General features: G+C 71.5%; 20 protein-coding genes and 1 pseudogene. 14 read left to right on the top strand and 7 right to left on the bottom strand.

What is annotated here, in order from left to right:
• The first annotated feature begins 113 nt into the window (after positions 1-113).
• Positions 114-1,370 (top strand): amidohydrolase family protein, encoded by a 1,257-nt coding sequence (locus ABZ848_RS09890; RefSeq protein WP_360828131.1) that lies wholly within the window; start codon positions 114-116, stop codon positions 1,368-1,370.
• Between the two features lie 81 nt (positions 1,371-1,451).
• Here ABZ848_RS09890 and ABZ848_RS09885 read toward each other — a convergent pair whose 3' ends face one another.
• Positions 1,452-2,465 carry an LLM class flavin-dependent oxidoreductase gene (locus tag ABZ848_RS09885; RefSeq protein ID WP_360828128.1) on the bottom strand — a complete coding sequence of 338 codons (1,014 nt, stop codon included), beginning with the start codon at positions 2,463-2,465 and terminating at the stop codon, positions 1,452-1,454.
• Between the two features lie 87 nt (positions 2,466-2,552).
• Positions 2,553-3,326, bottom strand: coding sequence for an enoyl-CoA hydratase/isomerase family protein (locus ABZ848_RS09880; RefSeq protein ID WP_360828125.1), 774 nt, complete (start codon positions 3,324-3,326; stop codon positions 2,553-2,555).
• A 102-nt stretch (positions 3,327-3,428) separates the two neighbouring features.
• On the opposite strand from ABZ848_RS09880, the gene ABZ848_RS09875 reads away from it, so the two are divergent.
• Genes ABZ848_RS09875 through ABZ848_RS09865 form a run of 3 tightly spaced genes read left to right on the top strand, consistent with a single transcriptional unit; the run spans position 3,429 to position 6,362 of the window.
• Positions 3,429-3,740 carry a hypothetical protein gene (locus tag ABZ848_RS09875; RefSeq protein ID WP_360828123.1) on the top strand — a complete coding sequence of 104 codons (312 nt, stop codon included), beginning with the start codon at positions 3,429-3,431 and terminating at the stop codon, positions 3,738-3,740.
• A 14-nt stretch (positions 3,741-3,754) separates the two neighbouring features.
• Positions 3,755-5,314 carry a long-chain fatty acid--CoA ligase gene (locus tag ABZ848_RS09870; RefSeq protein WP_360828120.1) on the top strand — a complete coding sequence of 520 codons (1,560 nt, stop codon included), beginning with the start codon at positions 3,755-3,757 and terminating at the stop codon, positions 5,312-5,314.
• Positions 5,315-5,318: 4 nt separating this feature from the next.
• The gene (locus ABZ848_RS09865) at positions 5,319-6,362 is read left to right on the top strand and encodes a phosphotransferase family protein (protein WP_360828117.1); all 1,044 of its coding nucleotides are present in this window, start codon (positions 5,319-5,321) and stop codon (positions 6,360-6,362) included.
• Here the strand turns inward: ABZ848_RS09865 and ABZ848_RS09860 are convergent.
• Both ABZ848_RS09860 and ABZ848_RS09855 read right to left on the bottom strand, forming a co-directional pair.
• Complete coding sequence (locus tag ABZ848_RS09860) at positions 6,337-7,113, bottom strand: SDR family oxidoreductase (protein WP_360828114.1); 777 nt, start codon at positions 7,111-7,113, stop codon at positions 6,337-6,339. The two genes, ABZ848_RS09865 and ABZ848_RS09860, sit on opposite strands and share 26 nt — an antisense overlap.
• Positions 7,110-8,429, bottom strand: a complete 1,320-nt coding sequence (locus ABZ848_RS09855) for an acyl-CoA dehydrogenase family protein (RefSeq protein WP_360828111.1) — start codon at positions 8,427-8,429, stop codon at positions 7,110-7,112. Before ABZ848_RS09855 ends, ABZ848_RS09860 begins: the two co-directional genes overlap by 4 nt.
• A 101-nt stretch (positions 8,430-8,530) precedes the next feature.
• On the opposite strand from ABZ848_RS09855, the gene ABZ848_RS09850 reads away from it, so the two are divergent.
• The 9 genes and pseudogenes from ABZ848_RS09850 to ABZ848_RS09810 all read left to right on the top strand — a co-directional run bounded on the left by ABZ848_RS09850 (position 8,531) and on the right by ABZ848_RS09810 (position 18,424).
• A complete protein-coding gene (locus tag ABZ848_RS09850; RefSeq protein ID WP_360828108.1) occupies positions 8,531-9,763 on the top strand; it encodes a CoA transferase in 1,233 nt (410 codons plus the stop codon).
• Between the two features lie 25 nt (positions 9,764-9,788).
• The gene (locus ABZ848_RS09845) at positions 9,789-10,988 is read left to right on the top strand and encodes a cytochrome P450 (RefSeq protein ID WP_360828105.1); all 1,200 of its coding nucleotides are present in this window, start codon (positions 9,789-9,791) and stop codon (positions 10,986-10,988) included.
• A 5-nt stretch (positions 10,989-10,993) separates the two neighbouring features.
• The gene (locus tag ABZ848_RS09840; RefSeq protein ID WP_360828102.1) at positions 10,994-11,482 is read left to right on the top strand and encodes a VOC family protein; all 489 of its coding nucleotides are present in this window, start codon (positions 10,994-10,996) and stop codon (positions 11,480-11,482) included.
• A pseudogene (locus tag ABZ848_RS09835) lies at positions 11,473-12,579 on the top strand (acyl-CoA dehydrogenase family protein); the annotation flags it as partial. The gene ABZ848_RS09840 and the pseudogene ABZ848_RS09835, both read left to right, overlap by 10 nt.
• A gap of 36 nt (positions 12,580-12,615) precedes the next feature.
• On the top strand, positions 12,616-14,115 hold the full coding sequence (locus ABZ848_RS09830; protein ID WP_360828628.1) for a fatty acid--CoA ligase family protein: 1,500 nt from the start codon (positions 12,616-12,618) through the stop codon (positions 14,113-14,115).
• Entirely contained in the window at positions 14,112-15,377 is a 1,266-nt protein-coding gene (locus ABZ848_RS09825; protein WP_360828100.1) for a MaoC family dehydratase N-terminal domain-containing protein, read from the top strand. Before ABZ848_RS09830 ends, ABZ848_RS09825 begins: the two co-directional genes overlap by 4 nt.
• A 2-nt stretch (positions 15,378-15,379) precedes the next feature.
• Complete coding sequence (locus tag ABZ848_RS09820; protein ID WP_360828097.1) at positions 15,380-16,144, top strand: crotonase/enoyl-CoA hydratase family protein; 765 nt, start codon at positions 15,380-15,382, stop codon at positions 16,142-16,144.
• Between the two features lie 2 nt (positions 16,145-16,146).
• On the top strand, positions 16,147-17,256 hold the full coding sequence (locus ABZ848_RS09815; protein ID WP_360828094.1) for a CaiB/BaiF CoA-transferase family protein: 1,110 nt from the start codon (positions 16,147-16,149) through the stop codon (positions 17,254-17,256).
• Between the two features lie 22 nt (positions 17,257-17,278).
• Positions 17,279-18,424, top strand: coding sequence for a thiolase family protein (locus tag ABZ848_RS09810; RefSeq protein ID WP_360828091.1), 1,146 nt, complete (start codon positions 17,279-17,281; stop codon positions 18,422-18,424).
• A gap of 49 nt (positions 18,425-18,473) precedes the next feature.
• On the opposite strand, the gene ABZ848_RS09805 is transcribed toward ABZ848_RS09810, so the two are convergent.
• The 3 genes from ABZ848_RS09805 to ABZ848_RS09795 all read right to left on the bottom strand — a co-directional run bounded on the left by ABZ848_RS09805 (position 18,474) and on the right by ABZ848_RS09795 (position 22,091).
• Positions 18,474-19,502 (bottom strand): zinc-binding dehydrogenase, encoded by a 1,029-nt coding sequence (locus tag ABZ848_RS09805; protein ID WP_360828625.1) that lies wholly within the window; start codon positions 19,500-19,502, stop codon positions 18,474-18,476.
• Between the two features lie 8 nt (positions 19,503-19,510).
• Positions 19,511-20,752: a cytochrome P450 gene (locus tag ABZ848_RS09800; protein WP_360828088.1), complete on the bottom strand. Its 1,242-nt coding sequence runs from the start codon at positions 20,750-20,752 to the stop codon at positions 19,511-19,513.
• A gap of 151 nt (positions 20,753-20,903) precedes the next feature.
• Complete coding sequence (locus ABZ848_RS09795) at positions 20,904-22,091, bottom strand: acyl-CoA dehydrogenase family protein (RefSeq protein WP_360828085.1); 1,188 nt, start codon at positions 22,089-22,091, stop codon at positions 20,904-20,906.
• Positions 22,092-22,229: 138 nt separating this feature from the next.
• Here ABZ848_RS09795 and ABZ848_RS09790 point away from each other — a divergent pair, with 138 nt between their 5' ends.
• Positions 22,230-23,702 (top strand): FCD domain-containing protein, encoded by a 1,473-nt coding sequence (locus ABZ848_RS09790; RefSeq protein ID WP_360828082.1) that lies wholly within the window; start codon positions 22,230-22,232, stop codon positions 23,700-23,702.
• The last annotated feature ends 69 nt before the right edge of the window (positions 23,703-23,771 follow it).

Raw genomic sequence — 23,771 nt, 5'->3', positions numbered from 1 at the left:
AATTATTGACTCGACCGGTCGGTACAGCTAACTTCGGGCTCAACTGCGGGTTGGGGTTCTGTCACGGACGACGAGGTTCGAAAGAGGTACCACCTGTGTTCAAGGAATTTGTCGTGTCCGGCGATTCGCACATCATCGAGCCGGCCGATCTCTTCAGGGACCGACTGCCGAAGGCCCTGCGCGAGCGAGCGCTGTGGGAAGAGGAGTTCACCCTCGACGAGCCGATCGTCGAGGGCGGTCACACCGAGTTCAAGAAGCTGCACACCATCGGGTTCGACGGCTGGACCATCTCCAAGTACCGGCAGTTCGGGGGCGAGACCCCGGACGGCGAGCCCGAGCACATCATCCGGGACATGAACCTCGACGGCGTCGACGCCTCCGTCATGTTCCCCAACCTGTCGCTGTTCGTGCTCTTCACCGACGACCACGAACTGTCGATGGCCCACGCGCGGGTGTGGAACGACTACATCGCCGAGCGCTTCCTCCCGTACAAGGACCGGCTGCGGCCGACGGCGGCGATCCCGCTCACCGACGTCCCCGAGGCGGTCGCCGAGATCGAGCGCTGCTCCCGTATGGGGCTCGGCGCGATCCTGCTGCCGGAGATCCCGCCCCTGCCGTACTACTCGCGCGAGTACGACCCGGTGTGGGCCGCCGCGCAGGCGCACGGGATGCCGGTGTTCATCCATGTCGCCACCGGCGGGGTGCAGGTCAAGGAGGCCGTGTCCGAGACGGCCGTCACGGTCCGCGGCATGATGACGGCCGTCAACATGGGCAAGGGCCAGCTGACCGACGACATGGTCTCGGGCCGGCTCCTGGCCGGCGGCGGCGGGGACGGCGGCCCGCGCCGCATCGTCGCCCAGCTCGTGGGCGGCGGCGTCTGCGAGCGCTTCCCGGACCTGCACTTCAACCTGATCGAGTACGGCGCCGGCTGGCTGGTGTCGTTCATGGGCTACATCGACAAGGCCTGGCGGACCGGCACCGGCCAGGACGCCGACTGGTGGCTCGGGTTCTGGGACGACAGTCGCGGGCCCAAGGACCAGCCCGCCATGGGGCGCCTGTTCCTGGTCAACGACAAGTGGCCCTACCCGCTCAAGCCCAGCGAGTACATCCGGCGCCAGATCCACATTCAGTTCGCGGACGACCCGATCGCGGTCCAGGCCCGGCACATCACCGGCCTGTCCACGATCATGTGGGGCAACGACTACCCCCATGCCGAGGGCACCTTCCGCAGCAGCGAGGAGTGCGTCGCCGAGAACATCGACGCGTCCGTCTCCGACGAGGACCGCGCGGCCATCCTGGGCGGAACGCTCGCCAAGGTCGTCGGCTTCGACACGAGCAAGAAGCTGGCCCCGGTCTCCGAAGGGGTCTGACGGGTTCGCATCGGCCTCTGGAACGACGACCGGCCCCGGAGCGCACACCGCTCCGGGGCCGGTTCGTCGAGCCGGCTCGGTTCAGTCCGAATGCGTCGGTACGGCGCCGATCAGCGCGAGGGCGGCCCGGGCGTAGGCGGCCCGGCGCCTGGGGCTCACCATGAAGCTCGGGGGTGCGAAGTAGCCGACGTCGCGCGGGAGCGAGCCCGCTCTGCGCGCGAGGGCGTCCTTCGCGTCCGCGGTCGTGCCGCAGACGGCGATCGCGGTGAGCATCTCGTCGGTGACGGCCCGGCCCATGGCATTCGTGTCGCCGGCCCTGAACGCCGCGCGCAGCCGAGCCACCGGCTCCTCCCAGCAGTGGTGGGCGACGAAGGGGTCGTACGTCTTCACCGTGAGGTAGAAGGCGATCATCCGGCGGGCGTCGGCGATGGCCCGCTCCGGCGCGGAGTCGTCGACGGCCGTGATGATCCAGCCGTGTTCGAGCGGCCGGGCGGCCCCCCTCTCGCGCTCGCCCGCACCTCGCTCGACCCCGGGTCGCACGACCTCGTTCCACCAGGAGTCCGTGAACAGCCCATGTCCGATGACCCCGTCGGCGACCCGGCCCGCCGTGGCGGCCATGCGCGTGTTGAACCCGGCCAGCAGGATCGGGATGTCCAGCCGTCCGAGCACCGGAGCACGGACGTCGGCGTCGAGGGCGTAGTACTCGCCGGTGTAGCGGACGCGGTCGCCGTTCTCCGCGTGCAGCCAGGCCCGTACGGCACCGACGGTCTCGGCGATCCGGGCCACGGGCCGTTCCGCGGGTACGCCGAGCCAGTCCCGGTTGATCCGGAAGGCCGCGCTGCCCAGGCCGAGGAAGAGCCGGCCCGGCGCCTGGGCGTGGAGGTGGCGCAGGGCTGTCGCGTGCGCATAGGGCGTACGGGCGAAGGCGTACGCGATGGCGGGCCCCGCCAGGGCGTGCTCGGTGTTCGCCACGATGTCGGCCAGCGTCAGATAGGAGTCGTGGTCGGCGAACTCCCCGGCGCAGAAGGCGCCGACGCCGGCCTGCTCGGCCTCCCGCCCGACGTCCCGGCCGGGCCAGGGCATGCCGAACCGCATGAGAGCCTCCCGATGGTCACCCAGAAGTCGAATCCCGCAAAACAGTACACTTATTTATGTGGGGTGGGGAGAGGTTCGACGGTCGCCTCAACGCAGGGTCCACCGCCCGCGGGGCACCGCCGAGCGGTCCACCTCGGCCTTTCCGATCGGGTTGCCGATCTGGGTGTACGACAGCCCGGTGCGCAGCGCCTGGGTGCGGGTCGAGTCGAGGGACTCCCAGATCGCGCGGACCGTGCCCTGGATCGCGGCGGGCGGCTTGGCGGCGATGATGCGGGCGAGCTCGTCGGCCCGCTCCCACAGCCGCTCGCGCGGCAGCACCTCGCTGACCAGGCCGATCTGCAGGGCGCGCGCGGCGGAGACGCGCTCGTCGAGGCCGAGCAGGGCGATGCGCAGTGTCTCGCCGAGCGGGATCCGCCGGGCCAGGCCGATGGGTTCGAGGGCGGCCGTCAGCCCGTAACTGACGTGCGGGTCGAAGAAGGTGGCCTCCTCCGAGCAGATCAGGATGTCGGACTCGTTGAGCCAGTAGAACGCGCCGCCGGCGGCCATCCCGTGCACCGCGCAGACCAGCGGTTTCCACACCTGGTTGAGCTTCGGCGAGAGGAACTCCCCGGGGTCGGTCTGCGACCAGACGTTGGGGTGCCGGTCGATCCCCTCCTTCACGTCCATCCCTGTGCAGAAGGCCCGGTCACCCGCCCCGCGCAGCACGACGACCCGCACGTCGTCGTCGGCCTTGACGGTGTCCCAGAGGGTCGAGAACTCCTCCAGCATCAGCTGGTTGAAGCCGTTCATGACCTCGGGCCGGTTCAGGGTGATCGTGGCGACGTGGTCCACGACCTCGTACAGCACGGTCTCGAGTTTCATCCGGCAGCTCCGTTCTCGACGCGATCGAGGAAAGTAGTATACTTTTCTCTGGTTACTCGGTGCCACTGACTCGGTACCACGAGAGCCGCGGAGGACACTGCGATGAGGCCACGCGTGGGGCAGATGCTCGCCAGTACGGTCGACACGACGGCGGTGATCGTCGTGCGGTGCCCGGACGAGGACCTGGAGATCACCTGCGGCGGAGCCGCCATGGCCGAGGGGAACGGAGGCGGGCCCGGAGCCACCGGCACCCCCGACCCCGGCCTGATGGGCGGCGCGCTGCTCGGCAAGCGGTACGCCGACGAGGACCTCGGCGTCGAGCTCCTCTGCACGAAGCCCGGCCCCGGCACGCTGGCGGTGAACGGCGTCCCGCTGCCGGTGAAGAGCGCCAAGCCGCTCCCGGCCTCGGACTGAGGGGCGGGCGGCCCGTGAACATAGGCATGCTGTTGGACATGGCCGCCGAGGGCTTCGGCGACCGGATCGTCGTCGGACGCAAGGGCGTAGGGGACGCCGAGCTCAAGGTCTCCGCGCGCATGGACGAGGGGCTGTCCGCCCGGCGACTGCGCGAACTGGCCGCGGGCGGCGCGCACTTGGCGCGGGCGTCCGCGGCCGACGCGATCCTGTACCTCGCGGTGAACGGCCCGGCCCTCCCGGTCGCCCTGTTCGCCGCGGCCCGCGCCGGCGTACCCCTGGTCCCGGTCAACTACCGCCTGGGTGAGGCACAGTTGGACGCGCTGCTGGCCAACCACCCCCGCGCGCTGGGCATCGCCGACGCCGAGCACGCCGGGGCGCTGCGCCGGGCCGGACTGCCGGTGTGCAGCCCGTCGGAATGGCTGGCCCAGGCCGCCGAGAACACCGGACACCCCGTCGACGACGAACCCGTGCAGACCGACGCGCCCGCCGCCCTCATCTACACCAGCGGGACGACCTCCGCGCCCAAGGGCGTGGTCCTGCGTCACCGCAACCTCGTGTCGTACGTGCTCGGCACGGTGGAGTTCGCGGCCGCCGACCCGGACGAGGCGGCGCTGGTGAGTGTGCCGCCGTACCACATCGCGGCCGTCTCCAATGTGCTGACGAACCTGTACGCGGGCCGCCGGGCCCTGACGCTGGAGCAGTTCACCCCGGACGGCTGGCTCGGCCTCGTACGGCAGGAGCGGATCACCAACGCGATGGTCGTGCCGACGATGCTCGCCCGGATCATGGACACGGACGGGCTGGACCGCTCGGTGCCGACTCTGCGCACGCTCGCGTACGGCGGGGCCCGGATGCCGGTACGGGTCATCGAGGCCGCGCTCCGCGAGTGGCCGCACGTGGACTTCGTCAACGCCTATGGACTCACCGAGACTTCGTCCACCATCACCGTGCTCGGACCGGAGGAGCATCGGACTGCCGTGGCGAGCGACGATCCCGTGGTGCGGGCCCGGCTCGGTTCGGCGGGGCTGGCGGTGCCGGGCATCGAGCTGGAGGTGCGCGACCCGGTCGGCGCGGTCGTCGCGGCCGGTGTGAGCGGGCAGATCTGGGTGCGGGGCGAGCAGGTCTCGGGGGAGTACGCCGGCGGCGGGCCCGTGGTCGACGAGCGGGGCTTCTTCCACACCCGCGACCAGGGGCACGTCGACGCCGACGGCTATCTCCACATCGAGGGCAGGGCCGACGACACGATCATCCGCGGCGCGGAGAACATCGCGCCCGCCGAGATCGAGGACGTGCTCCTGCGGCATCCGGACGTGCTCGACGCGGTCGTCGTCGGCGTGCCGGACGAGGAGTGGGGCCAGCGGATCGAGGCCGTGGTCGTGCTGCGGGAGGGCGTGGCGGTCGACGCGGACGACCTGCGCGCGCAGGTGCGCGGCACGCTGCGCGGCTCCAGGACGCCGGAGCGGATCGCGTGCTGGCCCGAACTGCCGCGCACGCCCACCGGGAAGCTCGTGCGCCGGGACGTCGTCGAAGCGCTGACCGCCGAACGCCGCCAGGCCGTCGGCCGACAGGGGTGAGGACATGAGCATCGTCGCCAACAGCGCCGATCCGATCGTGGAGTTGACCGAGCGGACGGCCATCGCGGTGCGCGGCTGGGTCCCGGGGGCCACCGTGGTGTCGGTCGAGCCGCTCACCGGCGGCACGTCGAGTCTTACGTACGTGGCGCGGCTGGCGGGCGTCCCGGCGCCGTACGAGCGTGTGGTCCTCAAGGTGGCGCCACCCGGCCTGCCCCCCGTCCGCAACCGGGACGTGCTGCGGCAGGCGCGGCTGATGCAGGTGCTGGCGGGTGTGCCCGGGGTGCGGGTGCCGAAGGTGCTGTTCCTGGACGAGGGGGAGCCGCCCGTCCGACAGCCGTTCATGGCCATGGAGTTGGTGGCGGGGGAGTGCGTGGAGCCGGTGCTCGTGCCGCGGGGGCGGGTGCCGGCCGGGCAGGTGCGGGCGCGGGCCCTCGACGCGGCGCGGATGCTGGCGCGGCTGCACCGGGCGGATCCCAAGCGGACGCCGCTCGCGGTGGAGCCGGTCGTCACTCCCGGCGCCGAGATCGACCGCTGGGCCCGGGCCTTCACGACCGTCCCCGAGGATCTGCGGGCCGGCTGCGAGAAGGTCGAGGCGCGGCTGCGGGCGACTCGACCCGGGGCGCTGATGCCGGTGTTCACGCACGGCGACTACCGCCTCGGCAACACGCTCTGCGACGGGGTCTCGGTCAACGCGGTCATCGACTGGGAGATCTGGTCCCTCGGCGACCCTCGCGTCGACATCACCTGGCTGACCTTCTTCACGGACGAGGCCCGCCACCCGGCATCCGTGTCGGACGAGCCGACGGGAATGCCGGGCAAGGCGGAACTGATCGACACGTACCAGGAGGTGCGCGGCTCGGCGCTGCCGGACCTGGACTGGTTCGAGGCGCTGACGAAGTACAAGGAGGCCGCGGCAACGGCCCTCCTGATCAAACGGGGCCGCAAGGCGGGCCAGTTGACCGACATGCACCGGCGCATGCTCCCCGCATTGCCGGTGCTGTTGGAAGAGGCGACGGAACTGCTCAGTACAGGCCACCGTCGACTCTGATCAGCGAACCCGTCGTGTAGCTCGACGCATCGCTCGCCAGATACAGCGCCGTGCTGATGATCTCCTCGGGGCGCCCTGGTCTGCCCACCGCGCTCCGTGTGGTCTGTCGTTTCTCCTCCGTCCATGCCTTGGAGATGTCCGTCAGGAACGGGCCCGCCGAGATGGTGTTCACCCGTACCTTCGGGCCGTACTCCAGGGCGAAGACGGTGGTCAGGGTGTTCAGGGCCGCCTTGGCGCCGGCGTAGGGGCCGAAGCGGGGTTGGGGGAACAGGGCGCCGGAGGACGACACGTTGATGATCGAGCCGCCGTCTCCCTCCGCCATCCGTTGGCCGATCAGTGACGCCAGACGGAACGGGCCCTTGAAGTTGACCGCGATGACCTTGTCGAAGAGTTCCTCGCTGGTCTCCGCCGAGGAGGGGGCCAGCGGGGACATGCCGGCGTTGTTGACGAGGACGTCGACCTTGCCGAACTCCTCGTAGGCCGCGTCCGCGAGGCGGGACAGGTCGTCCCAGTGGCCCACATGGGCCGCCACCGGCAGCGCGCGGCGGCCCAGGTCACGTACCTCCGCCGCCGCCGTCTCGCACGCGTCCAGCTTGCGGCTGGCGATCACCACGTCCGCGCCCGCCGTGGCGAACGCCCGCACCATCTCCCGGCCCAGCCCCCGGCTCCCGCCCGTGACGAGCGCGACCTTCCCGGACAGGTCGAACAGGTCGGCCGGAGCGATGGACTTGGCGTCGCGCTCACCGCTCATGCGTCCACCCGGCCGGACAGCGCATCGTCGTTGATGATGTGCGCGTACCGCTTCCGCGCGGCCTCCAGCTTCGGTGGGATGTGTTCGCTCGGGAACAGGCCCTCCGCCGGGCGGTAGTTCTTCAGCAGCTGCTTCGCGATCGTGGTGCGGTGCACCTCGGTCGGGCCGTCGGCGAGGGCGAGGTTCGGTGCGGCCATCCACCATTTGGCGAGCGGGAGTTCGCCCGTGGTGCCGAGCGAGCCGTGCACATGGACCGCCCGCTGGATGATGTCGTGCAGTACCTTCGCCGTCTGCACCTTGCACATCGCGATCTGGGTACGGGCCGCCCCGTGCGGCTGCGTGTCGATGATCCACGCGGTGTGCAGCACCAGCAGCCGGAACTGCTGCAACTCCACCCAGGAGTCCGCGATGAACTGCTGCACCGCCTGCTTGTCCGCCAGCAGGGTGCCCTGAGTCCGGCGGGACAGCGCGCGCTCGCACATCATGTCGAAGGCGCGGGTGCACTTGCCGACCGTCCGCATGGCGTGGTGCACCCGGCCGCCGCCGAGGCGCGCCTGCGCCACCTTGAAGCCCTCGCCGGGGCCGCCGAGCATGGCATCCAGCGGGACGCGGACCTGGTGGTAGCGGATGTAGGCGTGGATGCCCTCGTCGAGGTTCTCCCGCTCGTCCATCGTGCCGACGTTGCGCTTGATCTCGATGCCGGGCGTCTCGGACGGGACGATGAACATCGACATGCGTTTGTGCGGGGGCGCGTCCGGGTCCGTGACGGCCATGACGATCAGGAAGGCCGCGTAACGGGCGTTGGAGGAGAACCACTTCTCCCCGTCGATCACCCACTCGTCGCCGTCCCGCCACGCACGGCAGACGAACTCCTTGGGGTCGGCGCCCGCCTGCGGCTCGGTCATCGAGAACGTGGAGACGATCTCGCCGTCGAGGAGCGGCTGGAGGTACCGGGCCTTCTGCTCGGCCGTGCCGAACATGGCGAGGATCTCCGCGTTCCCGGTGTCCGGGGCGGCCGTGCCGAAGACGGTCGGGGCCCAGTAGGAGCGGCCGAGGATCTCGTTGAGCAGCGCGAGCTTCACCTGGCCGTAGCCCGGCCCGTCCAGTTCGGGGCCCAAGTGGCAGGCCCACAGGCCCTGTTCGCGGACCTGGTCCTGCAGCGGCCGCAGGATCGCGCGGGCCTTCTCGTTGCGGGTGTCGTACGGGTCGCCGCCGTGCGGGAAGAGCAGGTCGAGCGGCTCGACCTCCGTACGGACGAAGGCCGCCGCCCAGTCCAGCTTCGCCTGGAAGTCGGGTTCGATCGTGAAATCCAGCATGCCGAAAACAGTATACTTTTTGAGGCTCACGGTCCATACTCAGGGGCAGACTCGGCGCATTGGGTATGCGCAATAGCCTGAGCCGTGGAGGTGTTGGTCGGATGCAGAGGCCGATGGAGGGCGTACGGGTGCTCGAAGTCGCCCAGTTCACCTTCGTCCCGGCGGCGGGTGCCGTGCTCGCCGACTGGGGTGCCGACGTGATCAAGATCGAGCACGCCGAACGGGGCGACGGCCAGCGCGGGCTGAGCCGGGTGCTCGGCTACGCCACCGCCAGCGAGGGGTCGTCCTTCTTCCCGATCATGGAGGGGCCCAACCGCGGCAAGCGCAGCGTGGGCCTGGCCCTGGAGAGGCCGTCCGCTCGGCCGGTCCTTGAGGAGCTGATCCGCCGCAGCGACGTGTTCCTGACCAACTTCCTGCCCGAGGCGCGGGCGAAGCTGCGCATCGACCTGGAGGACGTCCGGGCGATCAATCCGGACATCATCTACGTCCGCGGCAGCGGCTTCGGCGTCCGCGGCGAGGAGGCCGGCAAGGGCGGCTACGACAGCACGGCCTTCTGGGCACGCGGCGGCAGCGCCGCCGGCGTCACCCCGCCCGGCGCGGAGCGGATGACCCGGATGCCCGCCGGTGCCTACGGCGACTCGATGGGCGGCATGACCATCGCCGGAGGCATCGCCGCCGCCCTGTACTCCCGGGCCACCACCGGCGAGCCGTCCGTGGTGGACGTGTCGCTGATCGGCGTCGGCGCCTGGGCGACACAGTTCACGGTCAACCTGGCCCTGCTGAACGGCGGCCCGCTCCCCGTGGCCACCGCGCCCCGGTACGGCTCGGCCACCAACCCGCTGATCGGGGCCTACCTCACCGCCGACGGCCGCTGGATCGAGCTGTCCATGCTGCAACCGGGCCGGTACTGGGGCGAGTTCTGCAAGCTGGCCGGCCGCGAGGAACTCGCCGCCGACGAACGCTTCGACAGCACCGAGAAGCTGATGGCCAACGCGGCCGAGGCGGCCGACCTCGTCGCCGGGATCATCGCGTCCCGGCCCTACGACGAGTGGGCCGCGATCCTCGCCCGCGGCGAGGGCCAGTGGGCGGCCGTGCAGAACGCCTGGGAGGTCGGCCAGGACCCCGCCCTGCGGGCCAACGGTCTCATCGCCCCCGTCGTGGACGCCGACGGCGTCGACCGCGAACTGGTCGCGAACCCCGTCCAGTTCGACGAGACCCCGGTCGACCTCACCCGGGCACCCCAGTTCGCGGAACACACCGACGAGGTCCTGCGCTCCCTCGGCCTCGGCGACGAGGAGCTGATCGCCCTGAAGATCGACGGCGCGGCGACCTGACCGACGTACGACGAGAGGAGCCGTGATGAGTACGACGCTCGAACCCGAGGGAACCCACGCGGGCCTGCCCGCCTACCGCTTCGACAACCGGCTCGGCGGCCCGGTCCTCAGCCACCACGAGCGCTGGGACGAGATGGCCGGCACGCACGGCGGCTTCCGCTCCACCGTCGCGCGAGGCTTCTGGGTCGTCACGGACGGCCCCGCCGTACAGCAGGCGCTCCAGGACTGGCGGACCTTCTCCAGCACGTCCGTGACCGTGCTGGAACCCGACCCCAAGTTCCTGTGGATCCCCGAGATGCTGGACCCGCCCACGCACTCCGTGTGGCGGCGCCTGCTGGGCCGCTTCTTCTCCCCGGGCGCCGTCGCCGCCCGGGAGCCGGAGGTCCGCCAGGTCGCGGGCGAGATGATCGACGAGCTGCGGACCCGCGACAGCGCCGAGGTGCTCGACGAGTTCGCGCGCCGCTTCCCGACCCTGATCTTCATGCGCCTGATGGGCCTGCCGGAGGAGGACCTCGAGACCTTCCTCGCCTGGACCCACGAACTGCTGCACCTCTCGCACCGCGAAGACCCGGACGGCGCCCGGCAGTTGACCGCCATGGCGGAGGTGTCGGCCTACTTCGAGGAGCAGATCGCCCTGCGCCGCAAGGCACCGCGCGACGACCTGCTGTCCACCGCGATGGCCTGGACGATCGACGGCGAACCGATCGACGACCGGGACATGCTCGCCTTCTGCGTCCTGATGTTCCAGGCGGGCTTCGACACGGTCCCGATCTCCGTCGGCTGGGCGCTCTACCACTTCGCCTCGCACCCCGAGCAGCGCGCGGAGATCGTCGCCGACCCCTCCCTCATCGCGACCGGCGTCGAGGAGATCCTCCGCGTGTACTCACCCGTCGTCCCGGCGCGCAAGGCGACCCGGGACGTCGAGATCGGCGGCTGTCCGGTCAAGGCCGGCGAGATGGTGATGCTGCCGATCGTGGTCGCCAACCGCGACCCCGAGCGCTACGACCACCCGCTGGAGGTGGACCTGCACCGAAAGGCCACCAACCACATCGCCTTCGGCTCGGGCCCGCACCGCTGCCTCGGCTCGCACCTGGCCCGCCTCGAACTCAACGTGGCCGTCGAGGAGTGGCACCGCCGCATCCCCGACTACCGCATCGCCGACGGCCAGGAGCTGTGGCAGCACGGCAACATGTACGGCATCAAGTCGCTGCGTCTGGAGTGGTGACGGGCATGACCCCTCGCCTCACGACCCCTCCCCTCGACGCGGCGGATCTCTACCACACCGGCATCGTCGTCCCGGACCTGGAGATCTGGAAGGCCCGGATGACCGAGGTCGCCGGATACCGGTGGACCGAGACCCTCTCCGCACGGCTTCCGGTCCGGCTGGCCGACGGCGAGCGGGTGCTGGACCTGCGCTACGCCTACTCCCTGGACGCCCCGCACATCGAACTCGTACAGGAGATCCCCGGGACCCCGTGGACGGCGACCGAGCACATCGCCACCCACCACCTCGGCTACTTCTGCGACGACGTCACGACGACGTCGAAACGCCTGGAGGAGTCCGGCTTCGCCCTGGAGGCGTGCGCGATCGTCGACGGCGAACCGTCGATCTTCGCCTACCACCTCGCCCCGTCCGGCATACGGATCGAGATCGTGGACCGGGCCCGGATCCCGGACCTCGACGCCTACCTCCGCTCGAAGGCGCCGACGTGGCACTGACGTTCACCGACGAGCACACGGCACTCCGCTCGACCCTGCGCCGCTTCCTCACGGACAAGGCACCGAGCGAGGCGGTCCGCAGGGCCATGGACTCCGAAGAGGGCCACGACCCGCTGCTCTGGCGGCAGATGGCCGGTCAACTCGGCCTGCACGGACTGCCGTTGCCCCAGGAGTACGGCGGTTTCGGCGGCGGCCCGGTCGAGTTGGGCATCGTCCTGGAGGAGCTGGGGCGGGCCCTGCTGCCCTCGCCCTACTTCGCCACCGTGGCCCTCGCCGGACAGGCCCTCGCCGCGTCCGGCGACGAGACGGCGAAGGCCCGCTGGCTGCCCGCGATCGCCGACGGCTCGCTCACCGGCACGCTCGCGCTGGCCGAGGAGAGCGGGTCGTGGAACATCGGCGACGTCACGGCCGAGGCCATCCACGGTGACGCCGGCTGGCGGGTGTCGGGCACCAAGATGTTCGTGATCGACGGCCACAGCGCCGACCTGCTCCTCGTCGTGGCCCGTTCCGATGCAGGCCCTGGTCTGTACGCCGTGGAGGGCACGACGACCGGTGTCTCCCGCGCCCGCCTGGAGACGCTCGACCCCACGAGACGGCTCGCGCGCGTCGACCTCGACGGCGCTCCGGCCACCCGGGTCGGCCCCGAGGGGGACGCCACCGCCTATCTGCGCACGGTCACCGATCTCGCGGCCGTCGCGCTGGCCGCCGAACAGGTCGGCGGGGCGCAGGCCTGTCTGGACGCGTCCGTGGAGTACGCGAAGACCCGGGTGCAGTTCGGCCGGCCCATCGGGTCCTTCCAGGCGATCAAGCACAAGTGCGCCGACATGCTGCTGAAGGTCGAGGCCGCGCGGTCGGCGGCGTACCACGCGCTGTCCGTGGCCGCCGACACCCCGGACGAACTGCCGGTCTCCGCCGCGCTCGCCGCCGCCTGCTGCGCGGACGCCCACACCCACGCCGCCAAGGAGAACATCCAGATCCACGGCGGCATCGGCTACACGTGGGAGCACGACGCGCACCTCCACCTCAAGCGCGCGAAGTCCTCCGAGCAGCTCTTCGGCAGCCCGGCGACGCACCGCGGGCGGCTGGCCGAGCTGGTCGAATCTCTCCGGCCACCGCGACGAAAGGCTGAGTACGTGGGAATTCGCGACCGCCTGTCCCGGCTGCTGACCGAAGCGGCCGCCGACGCCGAGGCGATCGAGCACCAGGGCGAGTGGTGGACCTGGGGCCAGGTCCAGAAGACCGCCCGGCAGGTCACCGACGCCCTGGACGCGGCGGGCCTGGACGCCGGCGCCCGCGTCGGGGTCGTACTGGAGAACCGGCCCGAACACGTCGCCGTGGTCGCCGCCGTGATCGCGTCCGGACGCTGCCTGGTGATGCTCAGCCCGCTGCAGCCGGCCGCGCGCCTCGCCGCCGACATCGCCCGCTGCGAGCCGCCCGTCGTCGTCGCCGGCACCGAACCCCTCGCCCGCGAGGGCGTGTTGGCGGCCGTCACCGCCCATGGGGCGGCCCTGGAACTCGGCGCGGACGGCACCGTGCAGCACGTCGGCGGTACGGCACCCGCCGACGCCCCCGGCAACCCCGGTGTCGCCGTGGAGATGCTCACCTCCGGCACCACCGGCCCCCCGAAACGCGTCCACCTGCGCACCGGCCAGCTCGACCAGGCCCTGGTGTCCGGCGGGCAGATCCCGAAGGCCGAGCGGCTGCTGTCCTCCTCGGCCGCGCTCGTGGCCGCACCGCTCGTGCACATCGGCGGACTGTGGCGGGCGCTCGGCTGTCTCGCCACCGGGCGCCGCATGATCCTGATGCCCAAGTTCGCCGTCGAACCCTGGGTGAGGGCAGTCGAGGAGCACCGGCTGCGGGCGGCGAGCCTGGTGCCGGCGGCGATCCGCTCGGTGCTCGACGCGGGCGTGCCGAAGGAACGGCTGGCCAGCCTCCAGGTCGTCACCTCCGGTACCGCGCCCTGCCCGGCCGAACTCGCCGACGCCTTCTTCCGGACGTACGGCATCCCCGTCCTGATGACCTACGGGGCGACGGAGTTCGCCGGTGCGGTGGTCGGCTGGACGCTGCCCCTGCACGACCGGTGGTGGCAGCGCAAGGCGGGCAGCGCCGGGCGGGCCTTCGACGGGGTGGAACTGCGGGTGACCGGCGACGACGGGACCGAGCTGCCCGTCGGCAGGACCGGCCGACTGGAGGTCCGTACCGAGCAGAGCACCCGGGGCGGCCGGGCGTGGACGCGGACCAGCGACCTCGCCCGCATCGACGCCGACCGGTTCGTCTGGATCGAGGGGCGCGCGGACGACGCCATCATACGGGGCGGCTTCAAGGTGCAGCCGGAGACCGTCAAACGCGTACTGGAGTCGCACCCGGCCGTACGGGAGGCGGCCGTGGCAGGGCTCCCGGACTCCCGCCTCGGCGAGGTGCCGGTCGCGGCCGTGGAGGTGGAGCCGGACCGACTCGCGCCGGAGCCAGCCGAGTTGACCGCGCTGTGCCGCTCGCGCCTGACCCCGTACGAGGTCCCGGCGCACATCGTCGTCCTGGAAGCCCTGCCCCGCACCCCGTCGAGCAAGGTGAGCCGCGTGGAACTGCTGGGCCTGGTCCGCGACCGGCTGGGACAGAAGGAGGAACAGCGGTGACGGAGACCAAGGAGCGGTTCGGCGTCCTGACCGACGAGGCGGTCGAGCGCTCCCGCCGCCGCCTCGGCATCCCCGAGCCCCAGCGCAACCCGCCGCACAACTACGAGGTGACCCGGGACGGCGTACGCCACTTCGCGTACGGCTACGGCGACGACAACCCCCTGTACTGCGACCCGGACCACGCGGCCAAAACCCGCTGGGGTTCGCTCGTCGCCCCGCCCACCTTCCTCTACACGATGGGGGAGGACGCCGCCCCGAAGCCCGACCCGGAGACCAAGGCGCTGCTCAGGGGCGACCCCTTCGCCGGGCTCGGCTCCTACCAGGCGGTGATGGAGTTCGAGTGGTGGCGCCCGCTCCAACTCGGCGACCGCTGCCGGGTGTTGCAGACCCAGGTGGGCGTGCACCTCAAGCCCAGCAGCTTCGGCGGGCGCACCGCACACGTGGTCCGCGACTACCTCTACGCCAACGGGCGCGGCGAGATGCACGCGCTGCGGCGGGGCACCTGGATCAACGCCGAGCGGCACACCTCGAAGAAGAAGGCCAAGGAGGCTCTCGTCCAACAGCCTTATACGGAGGAGCAGTTGGCCGCGATCGACGCCGCCTACGCGGCCGAGACCCGGCGCGGTGCCGAGCCGCGGTACTGGGAGGACGTCGAGATCGGGGACGAGCTCCAGCCCCGTGTGAAGGGCCCGTTGACCACCACCGACGTGGTCGTCTGGCATCTGGGCTGGGGCATGCAGCTCACCCCGCCCGGGGCGTTCGGGATCGCGGCGAAGGTCCGGCGCAAGGCGCCCGGCCTGTACCCGCCGAACCCCATGAACATCCCCGACACCGTGCAGCGCCTGCACTGGGAGCCGGAACGGGCAAGGGAGTTGGGCCTGCCGAACCCCTACGACTACGGCGGTATGCGCGAGACCTGGCTGTGCCATCTGCTCACCGACTGGATGGGCGACGACGGCTGGCTGTGGAAACTCCGCTGCGAGCACCGCAAGTTCAACTATCTCGGCGACACGACGTGGGTGCGCGGCACGGTCGTCGGCAAACGGGAGACCGACGGCCGATACGAGGTGGACGTCGACGTGCGGTGCGAGAACCAGCGCGGCGAGGTCACCACCCCGGGCACGGCCGTCGTCCTGCTGCCGACCCGCCACCGCCCCGTCGAACTCCCGGCGCCGCCCGCCGCCGACCTCGACGGCATGGTCGCCCATGAACTGACCCGATTCGCCGTGACCGGCGAGCAACAGCACGAAGCGAGGAGGTAGGCGTGTCCGACGAGGTGCTGGTGGAACGCCGTGGCGCGGTCCAGGTCATCACGATCAACCGCCCGACGGTGAAGAACGCGCTGGACAGGGCGGTGGCCGACGGAGTGGCGGCCGCGGTGGACGAGCTCGACGAGTCGGACGAGCTGCGGGTCGGCGTGCTCACCGGAGCGGGCGGGACCTTCTCGGCCGGGATGGACCTCAAGGCGTGGCTGCGCGGGGAGACGCCCGCGATCGAGGGACGGGGCCTGTGCGGGATCAGCATGACCCCGCCGCGCAAGCCGCTGATCGCCGCCGTCGAGGGCTGGGCCCTGGCCGGCGGCTTCGAACTCCTGCTGGCCTGCGACCTGGTCGTCGCCGCCCGCACGGCACGGCTGGGCGTGCCCGAGGTGACCCGGTCGCTGGTCGCCCGCGCCGGTGCCGCGCTCCATCTGCCGCGCAGGATCCCGTACGCCATCGCCGTGGAGCTCCTGCTCACCGGTCAGCCGATCGACGCCGAACGGGCCGCCGCGTACGGTCTGATCAACCGGCTCACCGACGAGGGCGGGGCGCTCGAAGGGGCCCTGGAACTCGCCGGGACCATCGCGGCGAACGGCCCCCTGGCGGTCGCGGCGACCAAGGAGATCGCCCGCTCGACCGCGGACTGGACCCTGGAGGAGGCCTGGGGCAAGCAGTTCGACATCGCCGAGCCGGTCTTCCAGTCCGAGGACGCGAAGGAGGGCGCGGTGGCGTTCGCGGAGAAGCGGGCGCCGGTCTGGAAGGGACGCTGAGCATGGGGGATGGACCCCTCGCCGGCGTCCGTGTCCTCGAACTCGGTGGCATCGGCCCCGGTCCCTTCGCCGGGATGCTCCTGGCCGACCTGGGCGCGGAGGTCGTCCGTGTCGACCGGCCCGGGCGGGCCGGTGAACCCGACGCGGGCGGGCCGGCGGACGTGCTCAACCGGGGCAAGCGGTCCGTCGTACTCGATCTCAAGGACCCGTCCGCGACCACCGCCCTCCTCCAACTCGTCGAGCGGGCAGACGTGTTGACCGAGGGCTTCCGCCCCGGCGTCACCGAGCGGCTCGGTATCGGCCCGCACGACTGCCTCGCCCGCAACCCCCGCCTGGTCTACGGCCGGATGACCGGCTGGGGCCAGAACGGCCCCTTGGCTGCCGCGGCCGGACACGACCTCACCTACATCGCGCTGACCGGCGCCCTCGGCGCCATCGGCGACCCCGACGGCCCACCCCAGATCCCGCTCAACCTCGTCGGCGACTTCGGCGGCGGCGGCTGCTACCTCGTGATCGGCGTGCTCGCCGCCCTGCACGCGGTCGCCCGCACCGGCCAGGGCCAGGTCGTCGACGCGGCCATCGTCGACGGCACCGCCCACCTCCTCGCCAGCACCTTCGCCAAGCTCGCCCGCGACGAGTGGACAGACGAGCGCGGAGTGAACCGCTTCGACGGCGGCTGGCCCTTCTACGCCGTCTACGAGACCAGGGACGGCCGCCATGTGGCCGTCGGCGCCCTGGAGCGCAAGTTCTACGGCAGCCTCGTACGACTGCTCGGCCTGGACGTGGACCCCGACCGGCAGCACGACCGCTCGACGTGGCCGGAGCTGCGGCGGTCGCTCGCCAAACGCTTCGCCGAGCGGACCCGTGACGAATGGGCCGAGCTGTTCGAGGGCACCGACGCCTGCGTGGCACCCGTACTGACCCTCACCGAGGCCGCAGCGCACCCCCATCTCGCCGCGCGCGGAAGCCTGTTCACCCGCGACGGAGTGGTCCAGCCCGCCGCCGCCCCCCGCTTCTCGGCGACCCCGTCGAGCCCCGGCCGCAACGCGCCGCCCGTCGGCGCCGACACCCGAGCCGTGTTCCGCGACTGGGGCGTACCGCTCCCCGACTGACCGACCCGAACAAGGAGTTGTCATGCGAGACGCCGTCATCGTCGACGCCGTACGCACCCCGATCGGCAAGCGCAACGGCTCGCTGGCGTCGGTGCACGCGGCGGACCTGTCGGCCGAGGTGCTCAAGGCGCTCGTCGAGCGCACCGGCATCGACCCCGGCACGGTGGACGACGTGGTCTGGGGCTGTGTCACCCAGATCGGCGACCAGTCCAGCAACGTCGGCCGGTTCGCCGTGCTCGCCGCCGGCTGGCCCGAACACGTCCCCGCCGTCACCGTCAACCGTGCCTGCGGCTCCAGCCAGCAGGCCGTCGACCAGGCCGCGCACGCCGTGATGTCCGGCCAGTACGACATCGTCGTCGCGGGCGGCGTCGAGACGATGAGCCGGGTGCCGCTCGGCTCGCACCGGACCACGGGACAGCCGTACGGGCCCAAAGCCATTGCCCGGTACGACGGTTTCGAGTTCAGCCAGGGCGTCGGCGCCGAACTCATCGCGGAGCGCTGGGAGTTGAGCCGTACCCGCCTCGACGAGTTCGCCGCCGAGTCGCACGCCAAGGCCGCCGCGGCGATCGACGCGGGCGTCTTCGACGACCACGTCGTGCCGGTCGAGGCCGACGGCACCAAGTTCACCGTGGACGAGGGGCTGCGGCGGGGCACGTCGGTCGAGACGCTGGCGAAGCTCAAGCCGTCGTTCAAGGAGGACGGCGTGATCCACGCCGGCAACGCCTCCCAGATCTCCGACGGCGCCGCGGCCCTCCTCGTCACCACCCCGGAGAAGGCCCGCGAACTCGGCCTCACCCCGATCGCCCGCTACCACACCGGCGCGGTCAGCGGCGCCGACCCGATCACCATGCTGCTCGGCCCGATCCCCGCGACCGAGAAGGTCCTGCGCCGCGCCGGGCTCACCATCGAGGACATCGGAGTGTACGAGGTCAACGAGGCCTTCGCACCGGTGCCGTTGGCCTGGCTCGCCGAGATCGGCGCCGACCCCGAGCGGCTCAACCCGCTGGGCGGCGCGATCGCCGTCGGCCATCCCCTCGGCGGCTCCGGCGCCATCCTCATGACACGGCTGCTCGCCCAGATGCGGCGCGAGAACCTCCGCTACGGCCTGCAGACCATGTGCGAGGGCGGCGGCACCGCGAACGCCACCATCCTGGAACTGCTGCGCTGAAGGCGAAGTGGGCGGACCCCGCCGAGGGCCCGCCCACTCCGAATCTGCTTCAGTCCTCGAACGTGACGACGACCTTCTCCGCCGCCCCGGGCGTCAGCGCCAGCTCGAAGGCCCGGTGCACCTCGCCGAACGGCACCCGGTGACTGATCAGCTTCGCGAACCGGTCCCGGTGCTCGGCGAGTTCGGCCGTCACCTCGAAGATCTCGGTCGGATAGCCCTGCGAGGCGATCAGCGTCAGCTCGCTGCGCAGCATCCCGCCCAGGTCGATCTCTGAAGACGGCTTCTGTACGCCGACCATGACCAGCTTGGCGCCCCACTTGGCGGCGTCCACGGTGGCGTTGAAGACGGCGGCGACCCCGGCCGCGTCGATGTAGATGTCGGTCCCGGGACGGGGCTGTCCCAGGGCGTTGGCGGCCTCGCCGTGCAACTCCGTGAGCCGCGCGGTGAGTTCCTCCTTCGCCGAGTCGACGACGGCGTCCGCACCCACGGCCAGCGCGGTCTCCAGACGCTCCGGAACGACGTCCGCGACGACCACGTGCTCCACCCCGCGCAGCTTGAGCCAGATGGTGACACCCAGCCCGATCGGCCCGGCACCGAAGACGAGGACCTTGTCGCCGGGCCGCGCCTCCGAGCGGTTGACGCAGTGCCGGGCCACCGCCATCGGCTCGTTCAGCGCGGCCACGTCGAAGGGCAGGTCGTCCGGGAAGACCGCCACGCTCCGGCCCACCACGGCGTCCTCGACGAGCAGATACTCGTCCATCCCGCCCAGTTCGCCGCCGCAGCCGATGATGCCGGACGGCGCGCCCTGCGGGTTGACGACCACCCGGTCGCCCACCTTCAGGTCCGTGACCTCGGCGCCCACGGCGACGACCTCACCGGCCGGCTCGTGCCCGAGCGGCAGCGGCACCACCGAGCCGTCGGGGGTGTAGGGCGTGCCGCCGGACTGCACGAAGAACGTGTCGGTGCCGCAGATGCCACAGGCGCGGATCCGCAGCAGCGCGTCCCGGGGGCCGGGGACGGGCCGCTCGATCTCCACCACCTCGACGGCGTTCCTCGCACCGGTCCGGACGGACTTCATCGTGGCGCTCACCAGGTGACCGGCAGCTCGTAGATGCCGTACGCCTGGGAGTCCTCCTTGAACTTCAGCTCCGAGACATCGACCGCGAGCCGCAGCGTCGGGATCCGGCGGAACAGGGTGGCGTAGACGACGGTCAGCTCGACGCGGGCCAGCTGCTGGCCGACGCACTGGTGCGGGCCCCAGCCGAAGGCGTGGTGGTGCGAGGCCTTGCGGGTGAGGTCGAGCTTCTCGGGCTCGGGGAACGCCTCCGGGTCCCAGTTGGCCGCCGGCAGCGAGGCGATGACGCCCTCGCCCGCGCGGATGACCTCGCCCTCGAACTCGATGTCGCCGACCACCGCCCGCCGGGCCAGCAGATGCGGGATGGTGAGGTAGCGCAGCAGCTCCTCGACGGAGTTCTGCACGTACTTCGGGTCCTCGGCGTGCTCCCGCAGCCGCGCGAGCTGCTCGGGGTTCTCCAGCAGCAGCGCGGTGCCCAGCGTGATCATGTTGGCGCTGGTGTCATGGCCGGCGACCAGCAGGATGTGCCCGAGCGCCGCCGCGTCGGGCATGGCGAGCACGCCCTCCTGGATCTTGGCGGCGAGGTCGGAGAGGACGTCCTCGCCGGGGTTCTCCATCTTGGCCTCGATGAGGCCCGTGATGTAGGCGCGCAGTTCCTCGTTGGCCCGGGCGGCCTGCTCGGGCGTGTGGAACCGCGCGTTGGTGGTGCCCGCGTGCTCCTGGAAGAAGTCGTGGTCCTCGTAGGGCACCCCGAGCAGCGCGCAGATCATCAGCGACGGCAGCGGCAGCGACAGCGCCTCGTTGAGGTCGACCGGCTTGGGGCCCGCCAGCATCTTGTCGATGAGGTCGTCGGTGATCTGCTGGATCTCCGGACGCAGCTTCTCCATCCGGTTCCGGGTGAAGGAATTCGTGAGCATCCGGCGCCACCGGGTGTGCTCGGCCCCGTCGGTGTTGTTGATCATCGGCTTCATCTCGGCCGCGTGCGCCTTCATCGCCTCGGTCGTGTGCGGGTATCCGTCCGCACCGATGTTGGCGCTGAGCCGCGGGTCCGTCATCAGCGCGCGCTGCGCGGCGTGCGTCGTGACGAGCCACGGGGTGGTGCCGTCCCACGTCCTGGCCCGCCGCACGGCCTTGCCGGACTCGTGCAGCTTGAGCAGCTCCGGCGGCGGCGCGAACGGGCACTGGCTCGATCGGGGCGTCGGAAACTCCGGCGGTTCCTCGGTGGTGGCGGTTGCCGCCGTGCTCTCGGTCATGGGCTTCCTCGCCTCTCGTCGTGGTGCTCGACCGGGCAAACATAACGTGGACCGATCGGTACAATCAATCGTCCGGTAGTGGGAAGCGGATATTTGCCCGCGCCTATCGACCAGGCGGTCTATTTACCCGGGGTGCTGGACGCCCGCGCCGTCAGCGCGACTCCCGGGGAAGCCCCAGCCCCCGCTCCGCCACCTGCGTCCGCAGCACCTCGTTCGCCCCGCCGGCGATCGTGTACGCCCGCGAGTACAGATGGGCGTCCTGCCACCACCCCTCGGCCACCGCCGCCGGGTCCTCCTCGGTCAGCAGGCCGTCCGTGCCCTGCAGCCGCAGGCCGAAGTCGGCCAGGTCGTGGTTGAGTTCACTGAAGAAGATCTTGCCGAGCAGGGCGTCGGCCGGCCCTTCCGTGCCGTGCAGCATCCGGGACTGGGCGAGACCGATCAGCGCGGCGTTCACCTGGACCCGGGCGGCGAGCTCGCCGATCCGCTGCCGGGTGGCGGAATCCTCGAACGCGCCAGGCGTCCGCTCCGCCAGCCGTACCAGATCGTCCAGTACGGCGGCCAGCTCGGCGCCCCGCGCCGCCACCCCGGAGCGCTCCCGGCCGAGGCTGCTCATCGCCACCCGCCAGCCGTCGTTCACCGCGCCGATCACATTCGCGGCCGGGATCCGGACCCCGTCCAGGAAGACCTCGTTGAAGTCGGTCGTCCCGGTGATCTCGCGCAGCGGCCGCACGTCGACCCCCGGGCTGCGCATGTCGAGGGCGAACGCGGTGATGCCCTTGTGCTTCGGGGCCTCGGGATCGGTGCGCGCGAGCAGGTAACCCATGTCCGCGTGCTGGCCGTTGGTCGTCCACACCTTCTGGCCGTCGACCACGAACACCGCGTCCTCGCCCTCGCCCTCCAGACGTGCCCGGGTCCGCAGCGCCGCCAGGTCGCTGCCCGCCTCCGGCTCGCTGAACAGCTGGCACCACACGTCCTCGCAGCTGCGGATGCGGGGCAGGAAACGGGCCCGCTGCTCGTCCGTGCCGAAGTCGATGACCGCCGCCGAGGCGAGCGAGGCCGCGCCCACGGGCGGCCAGGTGCGGGCGCGGGCGATCTCCTCGGCCACCACGGACGGTTCGAGCGGGTGGGCGTCGGGCCGGCCGCCGTACTCGACGGGCCAGTCGATGCCGAGGAAACCCGCCTCGAACAGCCTTGCCGTCCACTCCCGGATCGCCGGCATCAGGGTCGGATCGGGTGCACGCACCCCGGAGTGGGCCTTGACGCCGGGGGCGTGCTGCGCGACGAACGCGCGCACCTTGCCCCGGAACGCCTCCAGCTCGGGCGTGGACTCCAGTCGCATCGCTGCCGGCTCCTCGTCGTCCTGCGGCCACGGCTTGAAATGAGTATACTTTAACCATGGTGTTGGCCTGTCGGCCAGTGCCGGGTGTCCGTGCCCAATAGACTGGGGATCCGCAATTCCCCTCAGAGGAGTAGGCCCATGGCGACTGCCGTCGACCGCGAGCCCGCCGACGGCGAGAGTGGCGCCCTGGTCGGCAAGCTGGCCGCGCAGACCGCGCAGCGCATCGAGGCGTCCGTGATCCGCCAGGGCTGGCCGGTGGGAGAGTCGCTGGGCTCCGAGACGGACCTGCGGGAGTGGCTCGGAGTCAGCCGCGCCGTGCTGCGCGAGGCGGTACGACTGGTCGAGCACCACCAGGTCGCGCGCATGCGGCGCGGCCCCGGCGGCGGCCTCATCGTCAGCGCCCCCGACGCGGGACCGGCCACCCGCGCCATGGTGATCTACCTCGAATACGTCGGCACCAGCGTCACCGACCTGCTCCAGGCCCGCCGGCTCCTCGAACCCATCGCCGCCGGCCTCGCCGCCAACCGGATCACCGAGGAGGGCATCGCCACGCTGCGGACCACGCTGGAGTCCGAACTCGCCCACTGGGACGACCCGTCCGTCCACTCGCAGGACCCGCTGCACCCGGTGCTCGGACAGCTGTCGGGCAACCCGGTCCTGCACCTGTTCATCGACGTGCTCACCCGCCTCACCGCCCGGTACGCGCACCTGTCCCGCCGTATCTCCAAGGCGGAGATGCACGCGGCGAAGGAGACCTCGCACCGCGAGCACCGGGCCGTCGTCGACGCCGTCATCGCCGACGACGGCGCCCGCGCGCAGACCGAACTGACCGTGCATCTGGAGTCGGTGGCCGCCTGGATCGAGAAGCACCGGGTCCGCCGCGGCCAGCGGATCTCCGGGAACGTCGTCGAGCCCGAACTGTCCGAGGGCCCGCGCGCCAAGCTCGCCGAGGTCGTCGCCGCCCGGATCCACGACGACATCGCCGCCCGCGGCTGGCAGACCGGCATGGTCCTCGGCTCGGAGACCGACCTGCTGGCCCGCTACGAGATCAGCCGGGCCGTACTGCGCGAGGCCGTACGGCTGCTGGAGTACCACTCGGTCGCCCGCATGCGCCGCGGCCCCGGCGGCGGCCTCGTCGTCACCGAGCCCGAACCCCAGGCCAGCATCGACACCATGGCCCTCTTCCTGGAGTACCAGGGCGTCACCGCCGACGACCTGCGGATCGTCCGCAACGCCATCGAACTGGGCATCGTCGCCCGGGTGACCGCCCGGCACGCGCAGGGGGACACCGAGGTCGCCGAGCGGCTCGCCAAGGCGGTCCGCTGGACCACCGAGGGCCCGGCCGACGACCTCCGCAAGGCGGACCTGTTCCACTCCGAACTCGCGGCCCTCGCGAACAACCCCGTGCTCTCCCTCTTCCTCTCGATCATCACCGAGCTGTTCCGCCGGCACGCCTCCGGCCAGGACCGGCCGCTGCCCGGAGACGCCGCCGCCGACGAGGTCCGCCACGTCCACCAGCGCATCCTCGACGCGATCGTCCAGGGCGACGCGGGCGTGGCCCGCCACCGGATGCGGCGGCATTTGGATGCACTCATTCCATGGTGGCACTGATCAGACGCTGATCACTCTGGACCAGCAAGCCTAATTACGTATACTCAATAGGGTCCCGATCGAAGGAGA

Origin of the sequence: Streptomyces sp. NPDC047081, assembly GCF_040643775.1 — a bacterium.
Lineage (GTDB): Bacteria > Actinomycetota > Actinomycetes > Streptomycetales > Streptomycetaceae > Streptomyces.
This window is presented reverse-complemented; position numbering and strand designations above follow the sequence as displayed.

Coding starts and splice junctions, on each gene's coding strand:
- ABZ848_RS09885 (WP_360828128.1), bottom strand. CDS start 2,465: ATGCGGTTCGGCATGCCCTGGCCCGGCCGGGACGTCGGGCGGGAGGCC.
- ABZ848_RS09880 (WP_360828125.1), bottom strand. CDS start 3,326: ATGAAACTCGAGACCGTGCTGTACGAGGTCGTGGACCACGTCGCCACG.
- ABZ848_RS09875 (WP_360828123.1), top strand. CDS start 3,429: ATGAGGCCACGCGTGGGGCAGATGCTCGCCAGTACGGTCGACACGACG.
- ABZ848_RS09865 (WP_360828117.1), top strand. CDS start 5,319: ATGAGCATCGTCGCCAACAGCGCCGATCCGATCGTGGAGTTGACCGAG.
- ABZ848_RS09860 (WP_360828114.1), bottom strand. CDS start 7,113: ATGAGCGGTGAGCGCGACGCCAAGTCCATCGCTCCGGCCGACCTGTTC.
- ABZ848_RS09855 (WP_360828111.1), bottom strand. CDS start 8,429: ATGCTGGATTTCACGATCGAACCCGACTTCCAGGCGAAGCTGGACTGG.
- ABZ848_RS09850 (WP_360828108.1), top strand. CDS start 8,531: ATGCAGAGGCCGATGGAGGGCGTACGGGTGCTCGAAGTCGCCCAGTTC.
- ABZ848_RS09845 (WP_360828105.1), top strand. CDS start 9,789: ATGAGTACGACGCTCGAACCCGAGGGAACCCACGCGGGCCTGCCCGCC.
- ABZ848_RS09840 (WP_360828102.1), top strand. CDS start 10,994: ATGACCCCTCGCCTCACGACCCCTCCCCTCGACGCGGCGGATCTCTAC.
- ABZ848_RS09815 (WP_360828094.1), top strand. CDS start 16,147: ATGGGGGATGGACCCCTCGCCGGCGTCCGTGTCCTCGAACTCGGTGGC.
- ABZ848_RS09810 (WP_360828091.1), top strand. CDS start 17,279: ATGCGAGACGCCGTCATCGTCGACGCCGTACGCACCCCGATCGGCAAG.
- ABZ848_RS09805 (WP_360828625.1), bottom strand. CDS start 19,502: ATGAAGTCCGTCCGGACCGGTGCGAGGAACGCCGTCGAGGTGGTGGAG.
- ABZ848_RS09800 (WP_360828088.1), bottom strand. CDS start 20,752: ATGACCGAGAGCACGGCGGCAACCGCCACCACCGAGGAACCGCCGGAG.
- ABZ848_RS09795 (WP_360828085.1), bottom strand. CDS start 22,091: ATGCGACTGGAGTCCACGCCCGAGCTGGAGGCGTTCCGGGGCAAGGTG.
- ABZ848_RS09790 (WP_360828082.1), top strand. CDS start 22,230: ATGGCGACTGCCGTCGACCGCGAGCCCGCCGACGGCGAGAGTGGCGCC.